At 58.6% G+C, this 17982-nt stretch carries 19 protein-coding genes and 3 pseudogenes; 14 read left to right on the top strand and 8 right to left on the bottom strand.

All coding sequences use genetic code 11. The features are described 5' to 3' along the window. Positions 1-182: 182 nt before the first annotated feature. Genes npdG through cofC form a run of 4 tightly spaced genes read left to right on the top strand, consistent with a single transcriptional unit; the run spans position 183 to position 3147 of the window. Entirely contained in the window at positions 183-833 is a 651-nt protein-coding gene (gene npdG / locus K9B33_RS21430) for an NADPH-dependent F420 reductase (protein WP_411974047.1), read from the top strand. 42 nt (positions 834-875) lie between these two features. Beyond that, positions 876-1634 (top strand): coenzyme F420-0:L-glutamate ligase, encoded by a 759-nt coding sequence (cofE, locus tag K9B33_RS21435; protein WP_224551147.1) that lies wholly within the window; start codon positions 876-878, stop codon positions 1632-1634. Further along, positions 1631-2563, top strand: coding sequence for a 2-phospho-L-lactate transferase (gene cofD / locus K9B33_RS21440; protein WP_224551148.1), 933 nt, complete (start codon positions 1631-1633; stop codon positions 2561-2563). Before cofE ends, cofD begins: the two co-directional genes overlap by 4 nt. After that, positions 2560-3147, top strand: coding sequence for a 2-phospho-L-lactate guanylyltransferase (gene cofC, locus K9B33_RS21445; protein ID WP_224551149.1), 588 nt, complete (start codon positions 2560-2562; stop codon positions 3145-3147). Before cofD ends, cofC begins: the two co-directional genes overlap by 4 nt. A gap of 170 nt (positions 3148-3317) precedes the next feature. On the opposite strand, the pseudogene K9B33_RS21450 reads toward cofC, so the two are convergent. The 4 genes and pseudogenes from K9B33_RS21450 to K9B33_RS21465 all read right to left on the bottom strand — a co-directional run. After that, positions 3318-3497, bottom strand: a pseudogene (locus K9B33_RS21450) (hypothetical protein); the annotation flags it as partial. Between the two features lie 88 nt (positions 3498-3585). Continuing rightward, positions 3586-3777, bottom strand: a pseudogene (locus K9B33_RS21455) (IS630 family transposase); the annotation flags it as partial. A gap of 11 nt (positions 3778-3788) precedes the next feature. Continuing rightward, a pseudogene (locus K9B33_RS21460) lies at positions 3789-4140 on the bottom strand (IS630 family transposase); the annotation flags it as partial. Positions 4141-4197: 57 nt separating this feature from the next. Continuing rightward, positions 4198-5088: an SDR family NAD(P)-dependent oxidoreductase gene (locus K9B33_RS21465; protein WP_224551150.1), complete on the bottom strand. Its 891-nt coding sequence runs from the start codon at positions 5086-5088 to the stop codon at positions 4198-4200. A 236-nt stretch (positions 5089-5324) separates the two neighbouring features. Here K9B33_RS21465 and K9B33_RS21470 point away from each other — a divergent pair, with 236 nt between their 5' ends. The 8 genes from K9B33_RS21470 (at position 5325) to K9B33_RS21505 (ending at position 11422) form a co-directional block, all read left to right on the top strand. Then, a complete protein-coding gene (locus K9B33_RS21470) occupies positions 5325-5504 on the top strand; it encodes a hypothetical protein (RefSeq protein ID WP_224551151.1) in 180 nt (59 codons plus the stop codon). Positions 5505-5788: 284 nt separating this feature from the next. Continuing rightward, positions 5789-7189, top strand: coding sequence for an aromatic ring-hydroxylating oxygenase subunit alpha (locus K9B33_RS21475; protein ID WP_224551152.1), 1401 nt, complete (start codon positions 5789-5791; stop codon positions 7187-7189). Positions 7190-7198: 9 nt separating this feature from the next. Further along, positions 7199-8845 (top strand): methylmalonyl-CoA mutase family protein, encoded by a 1647-nt coding sequence (locus K9B33_RS21480; protein ID WP_224551153.1) that lies wholly within the window; start codon positions 7199-7201, stop codon positions 8843-8845. Beyond that, the gene (locus K9B33_RS21485) at positions 8842-9252 is read left to right on the top strand and encodes a cobalamin B12-binding domain-containing protein (RefSeq protein ID WP_224551154.1); all 411 of its coding nucleotides are present in this window, start codon (positions 8842-8844) and stop codon (positions 9250-9252) included. The genes K9B33_RS21480 and K9B33_RS21485 overlap by 4 nt, the downstream gene beginning before the upstream one ends. Then, entirely contained in the window at positions 9249-9599 is a 351-nt protein-coding gene (locus tag K9B33_RS21490) for a Rieske (2Fe-2S) protein (protein ID WP_224551155.1), read from the top strand. Before K9B33_RS21485 ends, K9B33_RS21490 begins: the two co-directional genes overlap by 4 nt. 55 nt (positions 9600-9654) lie before the next feature. Beyond that, positions 9655-10041, top strand: a complete 387-nt coding sequence (locus tag K9B33_RS21495; protein WP_224551156.1) for a nuclear transport factor 2 family protein — start codon at positions 9655-9657, stop codon at positions 10039-10041. 52 nt (positions 10042-10093) lie between these two features. After that, a complete protein-coding gene (locus K9B33_RS21500) occupies positions 10094-10843 on the top strand; it encodes an SDR family NAD(P)-dependent oxidoreductase (protein WP_224551157.1) in 750 nt (249 codons plus the stop codon). A 39-nt stretch (positions 10844-10882) separates the two neighbouring features. Then, entirely contained in the window at positions 10883-11422 is a 540-nt protein-coding gene (locus K9B33_RS21505) for a nuclear transport factor 2 family protein (RefSeq protein ID WP_224551158.1), read from the top strand. 39 nt (positions 11423-11461) lie between these two features. Here the strand turns inward: K9B33_RS21505 and K9B33_RS21510 are convergent, their stop codons facing one another. The 4 genes from K9B33_RS21510 to K9B33_RS21525 form a co-directional block, all read right to left on the bottom strand. Further along, entirely contained in the window at positions 11462-12292 is an 831-nt protein-coding gene (locus K9B33_RS21510) for an alpha/beta fold hydrolase (RefSeq protein WP_224551159.1), read from the bottom strand. 60 nt (positions 12293-12352) lie between these two features. Further along, positions 12353-13804: an NAD(P)(+) transhydrogenase (Re/Si-specific) subunit beta gene (locus K9B33_RS21515; protein ID WP_224551160.1), complete on the bottom strand. Its 1452-nt coding sequence runs from the start codon at positions 13802-13804 to the stop codon at positions 12353-12355. A 13-nt stretch (positions 13805-13817) separates the two neighbouring features. Next, a complete protein-coding gene (locus K9B33_RS21520; protein ID WP_224551161.1) occupies positions 13818-15392 on the bottom strand; it encodes a Re/Si-specific NAD(P)(+) transhydrogenase subunit alpha in 1575 nt (524 codons plus the stop codon). A gap of 209 nt (positions 15393-15601) precedes the next feature. Then, a complete protein-coding gene (locus K9B33_RS21525) occupies positions 15602-16144 on the bottom strand; it encodes an SRPBCC family protein (RefSeq protein WP_224551162.1) in 543 nt (180 codons plus the stop codon). A 264-nt stretch (positions 16145-16408) separates the two neighbouring features. Here K9B33_RS21525 and K9B33_RS21530 point away from each other — a divergent pair, with 264 nt between their 5' ends. After that, positions 16409-17524, top strand: a complete 1116-nt coding sequence (locus tag K9B33_RS21530) for an LLM class flavin-dependent oxidoreductase (protein ID WP_224551163.1) — start codon at positions 16409-16411, stop codon at positions 17522-17524. Beyond that, entirely contained in the window at positions 17521-17946 is a 426-nt protein-coding gene (locus tag K9B33_RS21535) for an SRPBCC family protein (protein ID WP_224551164.1), read from the top strand. Before K9B33_RS21530 ends, K9B33_RS21535 begins: the two co-directional genes overlap by 4 nt. The last annotated feature ends 36 nt before the right edge of the window (positions 17947-17982 follow it).

Consider the following 17982-nt stretch of genomic DNA (forward strand, 5'->3'; position numbering starts at 1 on the left):
CACATTGATGGACGAATCCATCACCCGCGCTGCCGGTGGTCTGAACGGCCAATTGTGCGATCCCACGCAAATGCATGGGTTCGCACGCGAGGCCGGTCGACCTGCCTCGCAGCGGACTACGCTGTACGGACATGTGAATACTTATGCACTTGAAGCGGCTGAATAGCCCTGATTTGAAGAGGATGATTGAGATGGCAGAAACAATCGCAGTAATCGGCGGAACCGGCAATCTTGGTGCGGCGATCGCGCGGCGACTAGCCAAGGCTGGTCGTACTGTCATTATCGGTTCCCGCTCGCAGGAGAGCGCGGAACGCGCTGCGGCAGAATTGGGCTTTGGCCTTTCCGGCCGGGCGAACGCCAATGCGGCCCGTAAAGCGGACATCATCATCATCGCCGTGCCCTTCGCGGCCCAGGCAGGAACCATTGCCGACATCGCGCCGCATTGTGCCGGCAAGATCGTCGTGGATACCACTGTGCCACTGGTGCCGCCCAAGGTGATGCGCGTTCAGCTGCCCCCCGAAGGCAGCGCCGCCCAACGCGCGCAGTCCCAGTTGGGAGAAGACGTCACCGTCGTATCGGCTTTTCACAATGTCGCGGCTCACAAGCTTGCGACCGATGAGGCGATCGATTGCGACGTGCTGGTGTTCGGCGATGACAAGGCAGCGCGCGAACAGGTCGTCGAACTGGCCGGTTTGATGGGCCTGCGTGCCTTTCATGCCGGCGCGCTCTGCAATTCGGCTGCCGCGGAGGCACTGACCTCGATATTGATCTTCATCAATAAAAATTACGGCCCCGGCGAAGCAGGTATTCGCTTGACCGGCATTTTGGAATAAGCGCGATCGGCACGCTCCCGATGAACCGAAATGGCATGACGAATGATAGAAATCTGCCCCCTAACGGGGATCGGCGAAATCGAACAGCACGCCGCTCTCGATGAAATACTGGCAGACAGCATAGAAGCGCTCGGTCTCGCACCCTTTCGCGATGGCGACATACTGGTCGTTACGCAAAAGATCGTATCCAAAGCGGAAGACCGGTTTGTCGATCTGGCCCAGGTCGTGCCTGGGCCAGAGGCGCTGCGCCTTGCTGAAATCACGCGCAAGGACGCGCAGCTTGTTGAACTCGTCCTGGCGGAATCGCGCGCGGTGCTGCGTGCGGTTCCCCATGTACTCATTACCCAGCACAGAAGCGGCCATGTCATGGCCAACGCCGGGATCGATCGCTCCAACATCGGCGATCGACAGGGTGACTATGCGCTGCTGCTGCCTGAAGATGCGGACGGGTCGGCCGAGCGTATCAGGCAGGGGCTGAAGCAGCGCTTTGGTCATGCGCCCGCCGTCGTTATCTCAGACAGCTTTGGTCGTCCCTGGCGCATGGGGGTCGTCTGCGTCGCCCTCGGTGCAAGCGGGCTGCCAGCGCTTCAGGACAAGAGAGGCGAGATGGACCGGGACGGACGGGTTCTGGAAGTGACGCAGATCGCGCTTGCAGACATGGTAGCGTCAGCGGCGGGGCTGGCGATGGGGGAAGGGTCCGAAGGCTTGCCTGCGGCTCTCGTCCGTGGACTGCACTGGACCGAAGCGGATAGACCTGCATCCGTGATCGTCCGCCCGATAACGGAGGATTTGTTCCGATGACGGAAAAGATCGTCGTGTTGACGGGCGGTGTCGGCGGCGCGAAGCTGGTTCTGGGCCTGTGTCAAGTCATGCCAGCCGATCAGGTCGTAGCGATCGTCAATACAGGCGACGATTTCGAGCATCTTGGTCTCAATATATCGCCCGATATCGACACGCTGCTCTATACGCTGGCGTTGAAAGCTGATCGCGAAAAAGGCTGGGGTCGCGCGGATGAAAGCTGGAACTTCATGGCTGCGTTGCGATCGCTGGGCGGGGAAGACTGGTTCCAGCTTGGCGATGGTGATCTGGTGCTGCACATCCTGCGGACTGCCCAATTGCGGGCCGGCCATGCGTTGAGCACCGTGACCGCGCAGTTTGCCGCCGCATGGAATATTGGCGTGTCCGTGCTGCCGATGAGCGACGATCCCGTCGCCACGATCGTGACGACCGATGAGGGCGATCTGGCGTTCCAGCGTTATTTTGTCGAGCGCCGGTGTATGCCGCAGGTCAGCGCCATCCGCTTTGAGGGCGCGGGGATGGCCCGTGCAGCACCGGGCGTCCTGGAGGCGATCACCGACCCTGCAACCAGCGCCATCGTGATCGCGCCGTCCAATCCCTATCTCAGCATCGACCCCATCCTGTCCGTGCCTGGGATAAGCGACGCCCTTAGAAACAGCGTGGCACCGGTAGTTGCGGTCTCGCCGATCGTCGGTGGCAAGGCGGTAAAGGGGCCGACAGCGAAACTGATGGCCGAACTTGGCCAGTCTGTGTCGCTTTCGACGATCGCGCGGCATTATGAAGGATTGATCGATGGCCTGCTCATCGATTCCGGCGACGACGGCAGTGCGCTCGGCGTCGCATCGGCAGCGACGGATATCATGATGAACAGCCTTACGGACCGGGCGCGGGTGGCGCGGGCAACGCTGGCGCTGGCGCAAACATTGCGGTGATCAACTGGACGGCGGTAATCCCGTTCAAGGGGCGCGCGGCGCGCAAGACCCGTCTTGCGGGGATTTTCTCTGAAGAGCAGCGTGACCGTTTGAGCTATGCCATGTTCAATCGCACATGCGCGGTGCTCGCTGGCTGCGATGCTGTGGGGGAGATCGCCGTGCTGTCCGACATACGCCCGCCAGCGTGGCACGGTCGCCTCATCGGCGACGCGGGACGGGGCCTCAATGCCGAGTTGAACAGTTTTGCAGCGGATCTGGCGACACAATGTCTGCTCGTCATCCATGCCGACCTTCCTTTGCTGGAACCGCAGGACATTGGCGACCTACTGGAAGCGGCGGGCAGGGCGTCAATGGCCATCGCGCCGGATCATGCAGGGACTGGCACGAATGCGATTGCGCTGGTCGACCCGGCCGGGTTCGCCTTTCACTTTGGTCCGAATAGCTTCGTGCAGCACGTCGAAGCCGGGCAGGACAGAGCGGCCATCATCCATCGCACCGGCTTGTCGCTCGATATCGACACGCCGGAGGATTATGACCGGGCCTGCCGTCATGCACCGGAAATCAGGCGCTGGACAGCGCCGTAACGGGTCTTGTGAATCACACAGACGCGCGTACCTTGATCCGTTATACCAGCTGCAATAGTCAGATTTCTGGCATATTGCGGATGTTGGATTTCCCCCCGGTCAGCGCACGCCCGAGCAGTTCGAGCGACAGGCCGGCATTGAGCGCATTGTGGCGCGAGCCGACGCTCAGGTCACGCCATGTCCGCCGCCTCGCGAGCCAGGCGCATGGCGTAGCCGCAGTCGGCCTGGGTTTTCACTTTCTCCATCTTCGTGACCGGCCGCTCCTGCGCGATGCGATCGACGACGTCGCAGGCGCGGTAGACATCCATCCAGGCGGAGTCGATCTTGATCGCGGCTTCCCCAGCTTTGCCAGCAACAGATGGGAATCGGACTGGCGATCATCATTCCAGGACAGGGCGGTCGTTCATCTTTTGACGGACTGATACCAAGTTTCATCGATCAGAACCCGTGTGCCCAGTCTCGGAGGCCGATGGACATGATCTTCCACGGCCGATCGACGAGCTGATTCCAGGCGCAGGTGCAGTGATCGACAATCTCTTCATAGGAACCGAACACCCGGTTCGACAGCCAATTGTCACGCATGAATTGTCAGATGTTTTCCTGCGGATTGAGTTCAGGGGTTTTCGAAGGGATCGGCACGATGGAAACCCCATCAGCAGTCGCTCGCCTTCGGCGCAGCGACCATGGCTGCGGGTCATGTGGGTGAAGGTCCAGGCTTCATCGATAAAGACAAGCCGTTCCGGTTCGAGATCGACCTGCCCCTCGAACCAATCATGCCGCTGCTTCAGGACGCCGGGGCGGTCCTGCTCGATTGCATGGCCAGTTTTTTTGCGCGTCATGCCTCGGCGGACGAAGAAACGATGAAGTCCTGCCACCGAGACGATCAGGCCGGTGTCAGCCAGCCAGCGCTACCCGAAGTTCTTCCATCGAGATGTCCTTACGCGCCTTCCAGATAGAGAGGACGTCCGCCGCTCGCCCCTCGATCCGACGCGAAACCGACCCGCTGCATTGCCTTGAAAAGCCTTATAGCGGATCGGCGAATGAACCAGCTTATATTGGATCGGTCGATTGCAGAACCGAGCGGTTGCCTGGAAGCATCTGGTTAAAAAGCGCATCTATTTCGACGTCGGAAGAGATACGCCGCAGCTCCAGAAGCTCGACCGCGTTTCCGATCGCATAGCGGCTGGCGGGTACCGGCGCTTCCAGTGCTTCAATGATAGTTGCGGCCACCACATCGGGCGCGACCGCGACTTTGTCGGCGCTCTGGGAAAACGCCTTTTGCTGCTCGAAATAATGTCCGTAATTCTGCCGGCCTTCTTCGTCGAGCTGCACAAGCCCGCGATCCAGCTGCGCTCCAAAACCATGCACCATGGCAGTCGAGATCGCGCCGGGCTCTATCAGCGAGACAGGTACGCCCCACTGACCCGCTTCCAGGCGCATGGTATCGGCCAGGCCTTCCAGCGCAAATTTCGAGGCGGTGTAATATCCAAGTAGCGGAAACGCGATCTTGCCGGACATCGATCCTACGAAGATGAAGCGACCCTTGTTCTTGCGGATATGCGGAAGCGTAGCCTGATAGATGGCGAGATTGGAAATCGTGTTGATTTCCATCGTGCGTCGGAACGTCTCGATAGGCGTCGTTTCCAAAGGGCCAGACGGATTGACGCCAACACAACTGATGACGGCGTAAAGCGGGCGGTCGCTGCGCTCAAGGGCTTTCACAAGCTGGGACGCGCCCACATCGGCAGAGGAGAAATCGGCAACGAAAAGATCTACCGCGTCAAGGCCGTTGGCCTTCATCCCCTCAAGATCGGCGTCATTCAATGCGGAACCCAGTACGTTGTAGCCTGCGTCCTGCAACTGTCGTGTCAGACATTGCCCCACGCCGCCTGAGGCTCCCAGTACCAAGATCGTGCCGGACTGTGCTGCACCTGCTGACATTGCTTATCCTCTACCAAGAATCATATCATCGTTGCGCCAGCTTCCAGCTTGACTGCGCGCTTGACCGGTCGCGCGCCCAATAGGCCAAAAGCGAAGCGCCGACACAACGAATCCATTATTTAGACCCTATATACTACATTACACACCCCGATGTGAATAGGGCAGCAGCAGGATATCGCCTGCGCCATGGAACGATAGTCGGGGCCGCGTTGTTCGATTTTTGACGGGAATTTATTATGAAAGACAAAGGTGGGCGATCAATTTCAAGGGACCATGAGTTTTCTGATGCTGACAATATCGGCAATCTCGTCGGCACGGACCATGTTGGCGATGATGATGGTGGGCAGGTGGCTGACGATCCAATCGCCATGAAGCTTCCGATCGAAGAAGGTGATTTCAGCGCGCAGCCGAGTTAAGAATTCTTGGTCATGCGGTTCGGACGGGGCAGGTGGCGATGTCTGTCGTCACGTCCCTTGGCAGCGGCTTTTCCGTGTCCTATATTTATATGAGGACTGCTTGCGCATAGCCGGTGAAAGCGCGCTATTCTAGCGCGTTCAGACCTCATTTGTGGAACACGGCGCGCTGTGTAAAATGGCCGTTGAGGCGCGTCCCGTTAGAGGGATGGCTGTAAAAATGGATTGCGTTAGGACGGATACCATATTAGGTCCTACATACTGTTTTTATAAATGATGAGGGTGCCATGGATTACGATTACCAGCGGGGCTTCGTCACTTACCCCGATGCGGAACCTGGTAGCTCTGGCGAAAAGGCGCCGTATATCGATCATGGCACCGCGCGGGTTGATCCCAAACGCTTCTACAGCAAAGAAGAAGCCGACCTTGAGTGGGACAAGATGTGGACGAAGACCTGGCTTTTCGTCGGACTGAGCCATGACATCGCGGAGGTCGGCGACTGGTTCAAGGCAGACTATGGCAAGGAATCCTTCATCATCGTGCGCAATGCCGAGGGTGATGACGGGATCGCGGCCTATTATAACGTCTGCCCGCATCGCGGAAACCGCATCGTGCATGACGATTTCGGCAGCGTCGGCGGTGATGCAAGCCAGGGCGGCTGCATCTTCACCTGCGATTTCCATGGCTGGAAATTCGGTCTCGACGGCAAGAATGTCGAGATTCGCGATGAGATGATTTTCCGCAAGGAGGCGGTCGCCCATCGTCCCGGCCTGAAGGCGGTGCGATGCAGCGTCTGGAACAGCCTGGTGTTCATCAATATGGACCTGAATGCCAAGCCCTTGCTGGACCAACTGGACGTCATCCCGAACCATCTCGCGCCCTATCCGTTCGAAAAATACAAGGTGCTGCGCGATATCGAGACCTGTTGGGATGCGAACTGGAAGACCGCGCTTGATGCGTTCATTGAATTTTATCACGCCGATGACGTGCATCCTCAGGTTGCGCCGTTCACCGAGACGCTGGGTTGTCAGTATGATCTCTATGGCAATGGCAACAGCCGGATGATCATTCCGATCGGCAGCGTTCCCGTGCGGTTTGAGGATCGCGAATCGGTACCCGATGGAATGAAGGCGTTTCTGCAATTTTATGGCGGCGACCCGGATGATTTCACCCATCTCAAGGGCTATGAATATAACAAGGCCTTTGCCGAAACGCGGCGGAAATGGGCAAAGCGGCACGGCTACGACCATTTCGAGAATCTGACCGACGATCAGGTCAATGATGACTGGAATTACTTCATCTTCCCGAACGTGACGATCAATGCGTTCAGTGACTCCTTGCTGCTCCAGATTTTCCGTCCGCACGAAACCGAACCGCGCAAGAGCTATTATCGCGCCATTTCGTTATGCCTGCCAGTGGGCGGTTCGAACGATATGGTCATGGATCCCGGTCAGTTCGGCCCTGAAGCCGTGTCCCCTCCGGGTTGGGACGGATCGATACGGCCAGAAAAGATCGTTCCCCAGACGCTGGCGGATTTTGGCTCAGTCCTTGCGCAGGACGCCGTCCGCGTGCCGGAAGTGCAAAAGGGCATCGAGTCGTCCGCGTTTGACGGCTACGTCCTTTCAGAATCAGAGAACCGCATCCGACACTATCTTGCTGAGCTTGACCGACTGATGGGGCGGGGCTGAGCGAGCAATATGAGCGAGACCACAAATCTCTTCGAGAGCGTCGAAAACGTCGAAATCAAGCTTTCCCGCACCAAGACCTGGAGCGGGCTGGAGACGGACCCGGCCTATTTCCCCAAGGAAAAGGACGACGCGTATAGGGAAAATCTCGGCGATCCAGGCAGCTATCCGTTCACGCGGGGTGCCTATCCCCAAATGTATCGCAGCCGAATGTGGACGCTGCGAAACATTGTAGGCTATGGATCGCCAGAGGATACACGCCAAGGCCTGGAAATGGTGCTGGCCTCCGGCGGAACGGGTGTCAGTATCGTTCCGGATCCGCTGACTACGCAAAGCGTAGATCCTGATCACCCTGCCTTCGGACCGGAAGTGGGCCTGGAAGGCTGTTCGCTCCCGACGTTGCGCGATGCCGAACGCCTTCTCGATGGCGTGGATCTGGCGAAGGTCGACACCGCCTGGCATTGGGCGGCCATGGCCTATCCATTGATCGCATCGGTGCATGTCAAGCGCGGCCAGCCGTTGTCGACGCTGCAAGGCTCGAACATGCCGGACATGCTGCAACAGACGCTATGCGGCTGGGGCAAGCATCTGGTGCCTGCTGAATTTGGTCACAGAATAGCGGTCGACGAGATAGAATTCAGCGTCCGCAACAGCCCGAAATGGGCGCTTGGGATGCCACAAGCCTATGACCTGCGCGAACGTGGTCTTTCTCCCGCAGGTGAAATCGCTCTGGGCATGGCCATGATCAACAAGACGATGGAGGATCTGATCGATCGCGGCCTGACCGTGGATCAGGTCGCGCCCAGCCTGGCGTGGGTTTCGACCTCCGACATCGACTTTTTTGAAGAGATCGCGAAGTTCCGCGCGCTACGCCGCTATTGGGCGCGGACGATGAAGGAGCGGTTCGCATCGCAAGATGTGCGCGCTCAACGCCTGCGGATTGCCTGCCACACGTCTGGTAAATCGCTGGTGTATAAGCAGCCGCTCAACAATCTGACACGGACGGCCATTCAGGGCCTGGCGGCGCTGTGCGGCGGTGTGCAGTCGCTGGAAGCCTGTACGTTCGACGAGCCGGTTTGCGTACCGACCCATGAGGCGCGCGAACTTGCCACCCGGCAGCAGCAAATCCTGGCCAATGAAGTCGGCGCGGCCCGCGTGGCCGATCCCTTTGGCGGCAGCTACTATATCGAGGCGCTGACGGATCAGGTGGAAGCCGAAGCCGTGGCCATGCTGACGCGGATCGAGAAAATCGGCCTTATCGAAGCAATCGCCAGTGGCCAGATCGAGCAGATGATGGACGATTTCAACTTCGATCTGCAACGCGAGATGGATAGCGGCGAGCGCATCATGGTCGGCGTCAATCAATTTGTCCCGGAAGACGAGCCATCGCCTACGCGCTTCAAGTTTGATCGCACTAACACATACGCCCATATTCGTCGGTTTTCGGAACTCAAGCAGCAGCGCGATCAGGGCCGCTGGTCAGAGTCTTTGAAACATGTCCATAATGTCGTTCGTGACGGTAATAACCCGATGCAGGCGATGATCGACGCATTCGTTGCCGATGCCAGCATCGGCGAGATATGGGGGACGGTACGCGTCGCCTATGGTCATGCCTTCGACCCCTATGGTCACCTTCAAGCACCGCTGAGTTACACATGAGCAAGCCAAATACTGTAAAATGCATGCTTGGAATGCTGGGCACGGATGTCCATTCGAAAGGCATCCGCACATTGGCGCGTCTGCTAAGCGAAGCCGGAGGCATCGACGTCGATTATATCGGCGAACATAACAGCGTCGAGGGCATGGCCGCTGCCGTCGCCGAGCGGAAGTCCGACGTCGTAGGCATCAGCTTCTCGTCCGCTGCCTATGTCGAATATACGCGCCAGTTGATCGAAGCGATGAAAGCAAAAGGGGTGGGGCACGTCCCCGTGATCCTCGGAGGGATCATTCACCCCGATGATGTCGACGAACTTAAGGAAATGGGCGTAGCTGGCGTATTCGGGGCCGGGTCCAAGACGCAAGACATCATCCTGTTCGTGCAAAATGCCGGTGTGCCTAGCATATGACGGTCTATGTCGATGTCTGCGCGGTGGAAGACGTTCCAAGCGGCAAACATCGCGCATTCTTGGTCGATGACACCTCCATATTGATATTCCGCATCGGCGCTGAGTTTTATGCATTGGAGAACCGCTGCACCCATCTCGATTTCCCGCTGGAGGGGGGGCGACAGATCGGCATGAACATCATTTGCCGAAAACATGGTGCGCGCTTCGATATATGTACAGGAAAAGCCATCGTTGGCCCTGCGGTCGATCCACTACGCCGCTTTTCCGTTCGCGTCCGCGAGGGGCGGGTTGAGGTGAAACCCGTTGCGGAGCAGGGGAGCAACCCTTTCGTCAGGCAGGCGGGCTGAACGTTCGCTGTCGCTTTGAGAGAACACAGTAACTTGGTGAAGCAGGAGTCGGGTATTGGAAAGCGCTAAGAAGAAAGCCGTTCGTCAATATATCGACGCGGTAGGCCGTGGCGATGCTGCAGCGATCCAGGCGGCTGTAACCGAAGATTATACCCACGAGTTTCTAGGCACCACGGTGTTGCGCGGCAAACGATCGCTGGCGGACATTTTGGGTCAACTCGACGCGTTCATGGCAGCCCTGGCGCGACCGGGCGAATTTACCTTTCAGGAGATGGTGGAGGAAGGCGATATCGTTTCCGCCATGTTCTCGGGCAAGTGCGAACTGGCAAACGGCAAGAGGTTCGATGGCGATTATGCGATATTCTGCCATTTCCGGGGCGACAGGATTCTGGCCATGCGCGAGTTGATCGACACCAAGCTGGCGGACAGCGTGCTGGTTTGAACCGAAGGATTGGCATCTTTGGGTGTCACAGATAAAATCAGGAAGGCGAGCGATGTTCGATCTTACAGGCAAAGTGGCGATTATAACCGGTGGGGCCAGCGGCATCGGCGCTGCTGCGGCCCGCATGTTTCATGACCTGGGTGCCAGTGTCATGATCGGTGACATCCAGGTCGATGCGGCTCGGGATCTGGCGAGCGAATTGGGCGAGAAAGTGTTGGTCTCTCGCCTCGATGTGACCCAGGCTGCGGATTGGGAACGGGTGATCGCGGAGACCGAAGCGGCTTTTGGTCCCGTAAACGTCCTGGTCAACAACGCCGGGCATCCGGGGCACTGGAAGCCGATCGCGGACCTGAGCCTTGAGGAATATCGCATGGTATGCGCGATTAATCAGGAAGGCCCGTTCCTGGGCATGAAACTGGTCCTGTCCTCGATGATCAGGGCAGGAGGCGGTTCCATCGTCAATAACTCGTCCGGATATGGCTTGGTAGGGGCCGCGAACAATATGGATTATTGCGCGTCAAAATTCGCGGTGACGGGGATGACGAAGGCTGCCGCGATCGAATATGCCCCACTGAATATCCGGGTCAATTCGGTCCACGCAGGCGTCGTACTGACGCCCATGGTCAAGAGCACCATGGAGAAACTGGGTTCCGACGCGGATATTTTCATTTCCCGCATGCCACTCAATCGCGGGGCCGACCCTTCCGAAATTGCCAGCGTTTTCGCATTCTTGGCATCGGACGCATCGAGTTTCGTCACCGGTGCTGCGCTTCCCGCCGACGGTGGATTGACCGCTCAATAGGCGGCGCGCTCGTTGAACCAGCCATAAAAGGAGAGGATCGTGTCTCTAACGCAAGAGCAATTGCAGGTGCTTTATGACAAGCAATGCCTGCACGACAACCTCGTTACTTATTGCCGGGGGGCCGACCGACACGACGTCGCTCTGATGAAGTCGACCTATTGGCCCGATTCCCATGACGATCATGGGGGCTTTATCGGCAACGGCCAAGATTGGGCAGATGTAGCCTATGGGTGGCAGGATAAGATCTACAGCTGCAATCACCATCTGAGCAATGTCCTGTCCGAAATCGACGGCAATTTAGCAAAGCGCGAGAGCATGTTCATCTGCGTCGTCCAGTTCAAGGAGCCGCAAGTGACGATGTTTCAGGCTGGCCGTTATCGCGATCTGTGCGAAAAACGCGATGGTGAATGGAAGATCTTGCGACGTACCTGCATTTGGGACTGGTGCGATGTCCGAACGATCGCACCCGATTGGGATATCGTTAATGTTCCTGCTCTTTCAAACTGGGGCGCTTTCCATCCGCATGATCCGATCTATCAGGATTGGTCTGCCGATGCCCCTACACAACGCAGCCGATGAAGCTGGTGAGCGCCGCTTGAATGCGCCAGTAAATATGATTTACGCGTCCAGGTCATTGACGAAGTTTCTTATATAGGGTGCCAGGTCATTACCGGCGAACGTGCAGTAATAACTGCCATAACCCTCTCGTTCAACAACCTTGGCGTGGGGAAGGGCCTGTTTCGCCCGCTCATGCCAAAAGAAGACGATGTCACGCTTGCCGCACACCAAGAGGATCGGGCAAGAGACTTTTTCGAGCAATTTTGGCATGTCATGCTTGAATACCGCCCGATATCCCCAATGCCATTCTGTGCCTGCGGTCAGCGTATCGATCAACTCGCTGTGATAGATTTCAGGTGGCACGGGAAAAAAGGGGGCATCTGGCTCTACCGGGGCAGAACTGTCGCAATCCTTTACCACGCGGGTCCATGCAGTGATTGCCTGCGATCCCCTTATGTCTGGTGGATTGTCGTAGATGTAGGCGCTGTTGCGGGCACTTTCCTCCATGGTCGGATAGGTCACGCCAGCCAGCATGATGGAAGCTACTCTGTCGGGATGGTTCGCGGCCAGCTGTGCCGACACATTCGTGCCGCCATGATGCCCGAAGCAATGGAATTTTTTAATACCCAAAGCGTTGATGGCCTCTATCAGCACGTCGGCGATGTAGGGATAGGAAGGCTCCGCCGTTGGCATGAAGCTTTGCCCGTAATGGGGCAGGTCAAAAGCATATAACGGGCAGAAGCCGTCCAGTGCAGCCATCAGATTTTCAAACGAGGATGATGAACTGGCGGTCATGTGAAAAAACAGGATCGGCAGTCCTGATCCACCTTCGCAGAATCGATAGTGAATTTGCCCGTCGGTTGTGTCGACATAGGCTTTCCTGATCGGCATGGCGCTTCCTCTGGAAAATGTGCGAAGGGGAAAGGCTTACCTTTCCCCATTCTTCCCCCATTAAGTCACTTTACCCAGCAGGCTGTCTACCGCGACCTTGGCGTCGCCATAGAACATCCGCGTATTATCCTTGTAGAAAAGCGGATTTTCTATGCCGGAATAGCCGGTCCCCTGGCCACGTTTCGACACGAAGACCTGCTTGGCCTTCCAGACCTCCAGCACAGGCATGCCCGCGATTGGCGAGTTCGGGTCGTCCTGCGCCGCCGGGTTGACGATATCGTTCGACCCGATGACGATCACGACGTCCGTCGACGGGAAGTCGTCGTTGATCTCGTCCATTTCCAGCACGATGTCATAGGGCACTTTGGCTTCGGCCAGCAGGACGTTCATGTGGCCGGGCAGGCGCCCCGCAACGGGATGGATGGCGAAACGCACCATCTTGCCCGCCGCCCGCAGCTTGCGCGTGAGTTCGCTCACGCTCTGCTGCGCCTGCGCCACAGCCATGCCATATCCCGGCACGATGACGACGCTGTCCGCTTCGTTGAGGGCCGACGCAACGCCATCGGCATCGATCGCGATCTGTTCTCCCTCGATTTCGGCCGCTGGTCCCGTCGTGTTGCCGAAGCCGCCGAGGATCACCGACACGAACGAGCGGTTCATCGCCTTGCACATGATGTAGCTCAGGATCGCACCGGAAGAACCGACCAGCGCGCCGGTCACGATGAGCAGGTCGTTGCCAAGGGTGAAGCCGATCGCGGCTGCCGCCCAGCCCGAATAGCTGTTCAGCATCGAAACGACCACGGGCATGTCGGCACCGCCGATGCCCATGACCAGATGGAAGCCGATGAACAGCGCGAACGCCGCCATGGCACCCAGTAGGATGAGTTCGCGGCCTTCCGCACCGATGTTGCCTACATACATCACCAGCAGGACCAGCGATGCCAGCAGGGCAGTGGCATTGAGGACATGGCCGCCCGGCAGCTTCTTCGCCTTGCCGTCCAGCTTGCCCGCGAGCTTGCCGAACGCGACGATCGATCCGGTGAAAGTCACCGCACCGATGAAGATGCCCAGAAACGCCTCGACTTTCAGGATATTGATTTCGACCGGGCTTTTGTGCGCCAGAACGGCGGCAAAGCCGGTCAGTGCTTCCCGCGCCAGGGGGGCGAGCGCGCTGACCGTTTCCAGTTCAAAATGCGCGTTGAAACCGATGAACACGGCCGCTAGCCCGACGAAGGAATGGAGCGCGGCGACAAGCTGCGGCATTTCCGTCATCTGGACCCGGACGGCCACGATCCAGCCGATGACGGCGGCAACCGCGAAGGTGCCGATCACGATCGGCAGATTGGCTGCGCCCGGACCAAAGAGCGTCGCCACCACGGCCAGCGCCATGCCGGCAATGCCGTACCACACGGCGCGCTTGGCGCTTTCCTGATTGGACAGGCCGCCAAGCGACAGAATGAAAAGGACCGCAGCGGCAATATAGGCTGCGGACACCACACCGGTATCAAACATGGAAAAGGCCCCCTTACGACCGCTGGAACATGGCCAGCATCCGGCGCGTGACCAGGAAGCCGCCAACGATGTTGATCGAAGCGATCAGTATGGAAACGGACGCCAGCGCAAGCACCAGAGTGTTGGATGATCCGACCTGGAGCATCGCCCCCACCACGATAATGCCCGAAATGGCGTTCGTTACCGCCATCAACGGGGTGTGCAGTGCGTGGCTGACATTCCAGATCACTTGGAAGCCGATGAAGCAGGCCAACACGAACACGATGAAATGGGCCATGAAGCTGGCAGGGGCAACCGCGCCGACCGCCATGAGCAATAGTGCGGCCACGACCAGCAGCGTGACCTGCGAACGGGTCTGGGCCTTGAATGCCGCAACTTCTTTCGTACGCTTCTGTTCGGGAGTCAGCTCTTCTGCTTTGGGCTTGGGCTTCTGCGCCGCGATCGCCTTGATCTTGGGCGGCGGTGGCGGGAAGCTGACCTCTCCCTGGTGGGCGATGGTCGCGCCCCGGATCACGTCGTCGTCCATATTGTGGACGATCACGCCATCCTTGGCCGGGGTCAGATCGAAGATCATGTGGCGGATATTGCTGGCATAGAGCGAGCTGGACTGCGCGGCCATGCGGCTGGGGAAATCGGTATAACCGATGATGGTGACGCCGTTGGGCGACACGATCTTCTGATCGGGAACCGTCAATTCGCAATTGCCGCCGCGTTCCGCCGCCAGATCGACGATGACCGAGCCGGGGCGCATCGTCTCGACCATGTCCTTCGTCCAGAGGACCGGGGCATCGCGGCCCGGAATGAGCGCGGTGGAAATGACGATGTCGACGTTCGGCGCCAGTTCGCGGAACTTCTTGAGCTGCGCGTCGCGAAATTCAGGGCTGGACGGGGCGGCATAGCCGCCGGTCGCCGCGCCATCCTGCTGCTCCTCCGAAAAGTCCAGATAGACGAATTGCGCGCCCATCGATTCGATCTGTTCGGCGACTTCGGGCCGAACGTCGAAGGCCAGCGTGATCGCGCCAAGCGATGTAGCCGCGCCAATCGCAGCCAGGCCGGCGACGCCAGCCCCGATCACCAGCACCCTGGCCGGCGGCACCTTGCCCGCCGCGGTCACCTGTCCGGTGAAGAAGCGCCCGAAATTCGCCCCCGCCTCGATCACCGCGCGATAGCCCGCGATGTTCGCCATCGAGGACAGCGCGTCCATCTTTTGCGCACGCGAGATACGGGGCACCATGTCCATGGCCAGGACATTGGCGCCAGTCGCGCTGATCGCCGCCAACTCTTCGCTGCGCTGACCGGGATAGAAGAAGGAAATCAAGGTTTTGCCGGGTTGGAGGCGGGCTGCCTCCTCCGCTTCGGGCGGGCGCACCTTTACGATCACGTCGGATGCCGCCCATAATTGGTCGGCGGTTGCAACGACCTCTACGCCAGCGGCGCGATAGGCATCATCGTCGAACCCGGCCGCTTTGCCCGCGCCGCTCTCGATAAGGCATTCATGGCCGAGCTTCTGCAATTGCAGTGCGCTGTCGGGTGTCAGCGCAACCCGCGCCTCGCCCTGTGCCACTTCTCCTGGAGCACCGATTTTCAAACCGTTTTCCTCCCCTTTTCACACGCAACCGTTATGGCGTACCCATTATATTGGTCGGCCTGGTGCGGTTGATCCATTATGAAATTTTTCCGCCTTCAGGCTGAAACGTTTTTTCCGCCGGGATCAATATTTGATCGTTTGGCATGCCGTTCGTTCAATCGACGTCCATATGCATGGCCGCGCGTTATCCTTGTGCGCGTTCAATGCCGTTATTGCGGTGCCATTGCCTTCGCATTGGCAAAATGCTTATGAATGCTGTTAACGATAGCGATGTAAACGGTGTGCAGCATTTCCGCATTCTGTTCGCCGGTCTCTGCCGGGACGCAATCGAAATTCGACGAAATCGTCATCATGCAGCCGCCATCGTCCAGTGCGTCGAAACTCCAGCTGGCGATATAGTTACGAATGCCCGGCACAAAACCGTCCGACGCGTCATAATAGAGGCGGTGCGCAACCTTATCTTCGACCAGCAGCACTTCGCGATTATGTTCCGGCGCGCCGCTCTGAACGGCACCTTCGCCCCGCGCCATCACGCGCGTACGAGGGACAACGCCCGGCTCGCCTTCGAGCCAGCTGTCCACCAGCTTCAGTCCGTCCGAATTGCTGCCATCATCGAACCAGGCAAGGCTGCCCCAGTCGGTCACTAGCGCCCAGATATCCTCGATATCCGCGTCAATCCTTCCCTGGTGAAACCCGGTAACTCTATGCACCTTTGTCACAAGCATCTCTCCAATTTGCGGGCTGACGATCATGGCCTGTTTGCCATTGCGTCTGGAGCCATAACATCTGTATTACAATCAGGGCCGTGCGTTAGCGTGCAGCCACGAGGCCATTTTGTGCGCTACCGGCGAGTTGTGCGGCGCACGCTCTGGTCGGCGTGGCCCACTCTCAGACTGAGCCAAAAACAGGCTCTCCGCGCCGCGAAAATGCCGTCATGACCTAGTTCCCAACACACCTCCCTATTAAACCAAGGCAATAGTATAAATATCCTATTTGAGTCAACAGGCGGTGGCAGCGTGGATGAATATATCCGCGGTGCCATTCACGGCATCGCGCTTGACACCATGACCGGTGCCGATAGTATATGCACCCTAATCGGAAACGAGAAAGATGCAGCGCCGTCAGTCAACCGTCCTGCTGCTATTGCCCCAAGGTTGTTCGCCATTGCGTCCGGCACGAGGCTGCGGCGCGGTAGCAGTCGCCAAAATGGTTGCCGGGCGGTGAGGATCGGCCTGTCCCTTCCCAATAACTGGGGCATCGCCGATGTGAGCGAACTGGTCAGCGTCGGCATCCTTGCCGACCAGTGCGGATTCCACTCGGTCTGGACGTCCGAACATCTCGTCAATGTCAGCTATGTGCGGGATCGTATCGGCGACGCGCCCTATTATAGTCCCTTGTCCATCCTGTCGGCCCTAGCCGTTATGACGAAGCGGGTCCAGCTTGGCACATCGGTGCTGGTCCTGCCGTTTCACAGCCCCTTCTTCATCGCCAAATATTTCGCCACCCTGGATCATCTATCGAAGGGCCGCGCCATTTTGGGCGCGGGCATCGGCAATGTGCCCGAAGAATTCGAGGCGGTGGGTATTCCATGGAAAGAGCGTGGCGCGCGGACCGACGAGCCTATCGACATCATCCAGGCGCTTTGGTCCGAAGGACCAACCGATCACCAAGGAACGGCGTGGTCATTTTCCGACATTCATAGCTCGCCCAAGCCCTACGGGGCTACGATTCCCATCTGGGTAGGCGGGATCAGTCCCGCCGCCTTGCGACGGACAGCTCGTATCGGACGAGGGTGGCAGGCGGTCGCGGTAGCGCCCGACGAATTCCAGTCGATATATCAGCAAATCGCCGCTTACGCGATTGCGATAGGGCGCGATCCGAGCGAGATAGCGGCGAGCATGCGCCTCAACGTCGCATTCGACGGAGAAGGCGGCACCGAAGGCGAACGCAAGGCGGCGATCGAGGTGGATCGCGCCGACGACGTGCGGACCGCTGTTGAAGCGTACCGATCCGCAGGCGCGACTGACATGATCTTTGCGCTCAATTGTCGGCGCCCGGAGGCCGTAAAGGCCGCAATCGGGAAAATTGCCCACGCGATCTGGCCTTGGCTTTATGATGGAGCAACCCCATGACGATTTCGATAGATGCAGTGATCGATGCGCCTCTGCCTGACACATGGGCCATGATCTCGGACTTTGCCAATCTCAAACGCTGGCATCCGCTGGTTCAGCGCTGTGAGACGCAAGGCGAAGGAGAGGGCGCAATTCGTACCGTGTACTTCGCCGATTCCTGGGCCGCAGAACGGCTCGACCGGTTGGATCACGACCGGCATGTCCTGCATTACGCGATCATCGACAGTGACAAGCCGTCCTCCATCGGCCTGAAGGGCGCGATTGCCCTTTTAGCGGATGGCGAAGGCCGGACGGCGTTGAACTGGACATCCGGCGTCGATCCGGCACGAGAAGATGCGGCGGCGTTCGATGCCTATCTGGAACAATATTATCCCTCTCGGATCGACCATCTTCGCGACGCCTTGACGTCGTCGCAAATCTGAAAATCGCCCACCTAGCGCTATCTGCGCTAACCCAAT

It is taken from the genome of Sphingobium sp. 3R8 (assembly GCF_020166615.1).
Lineage (GTDB): Bacteria > Pseudomonadota > Alphaproteobacteria > Sphingomonadales > Sphingomonadaceae > Sphingobium > Sphingobium bisphenolicum.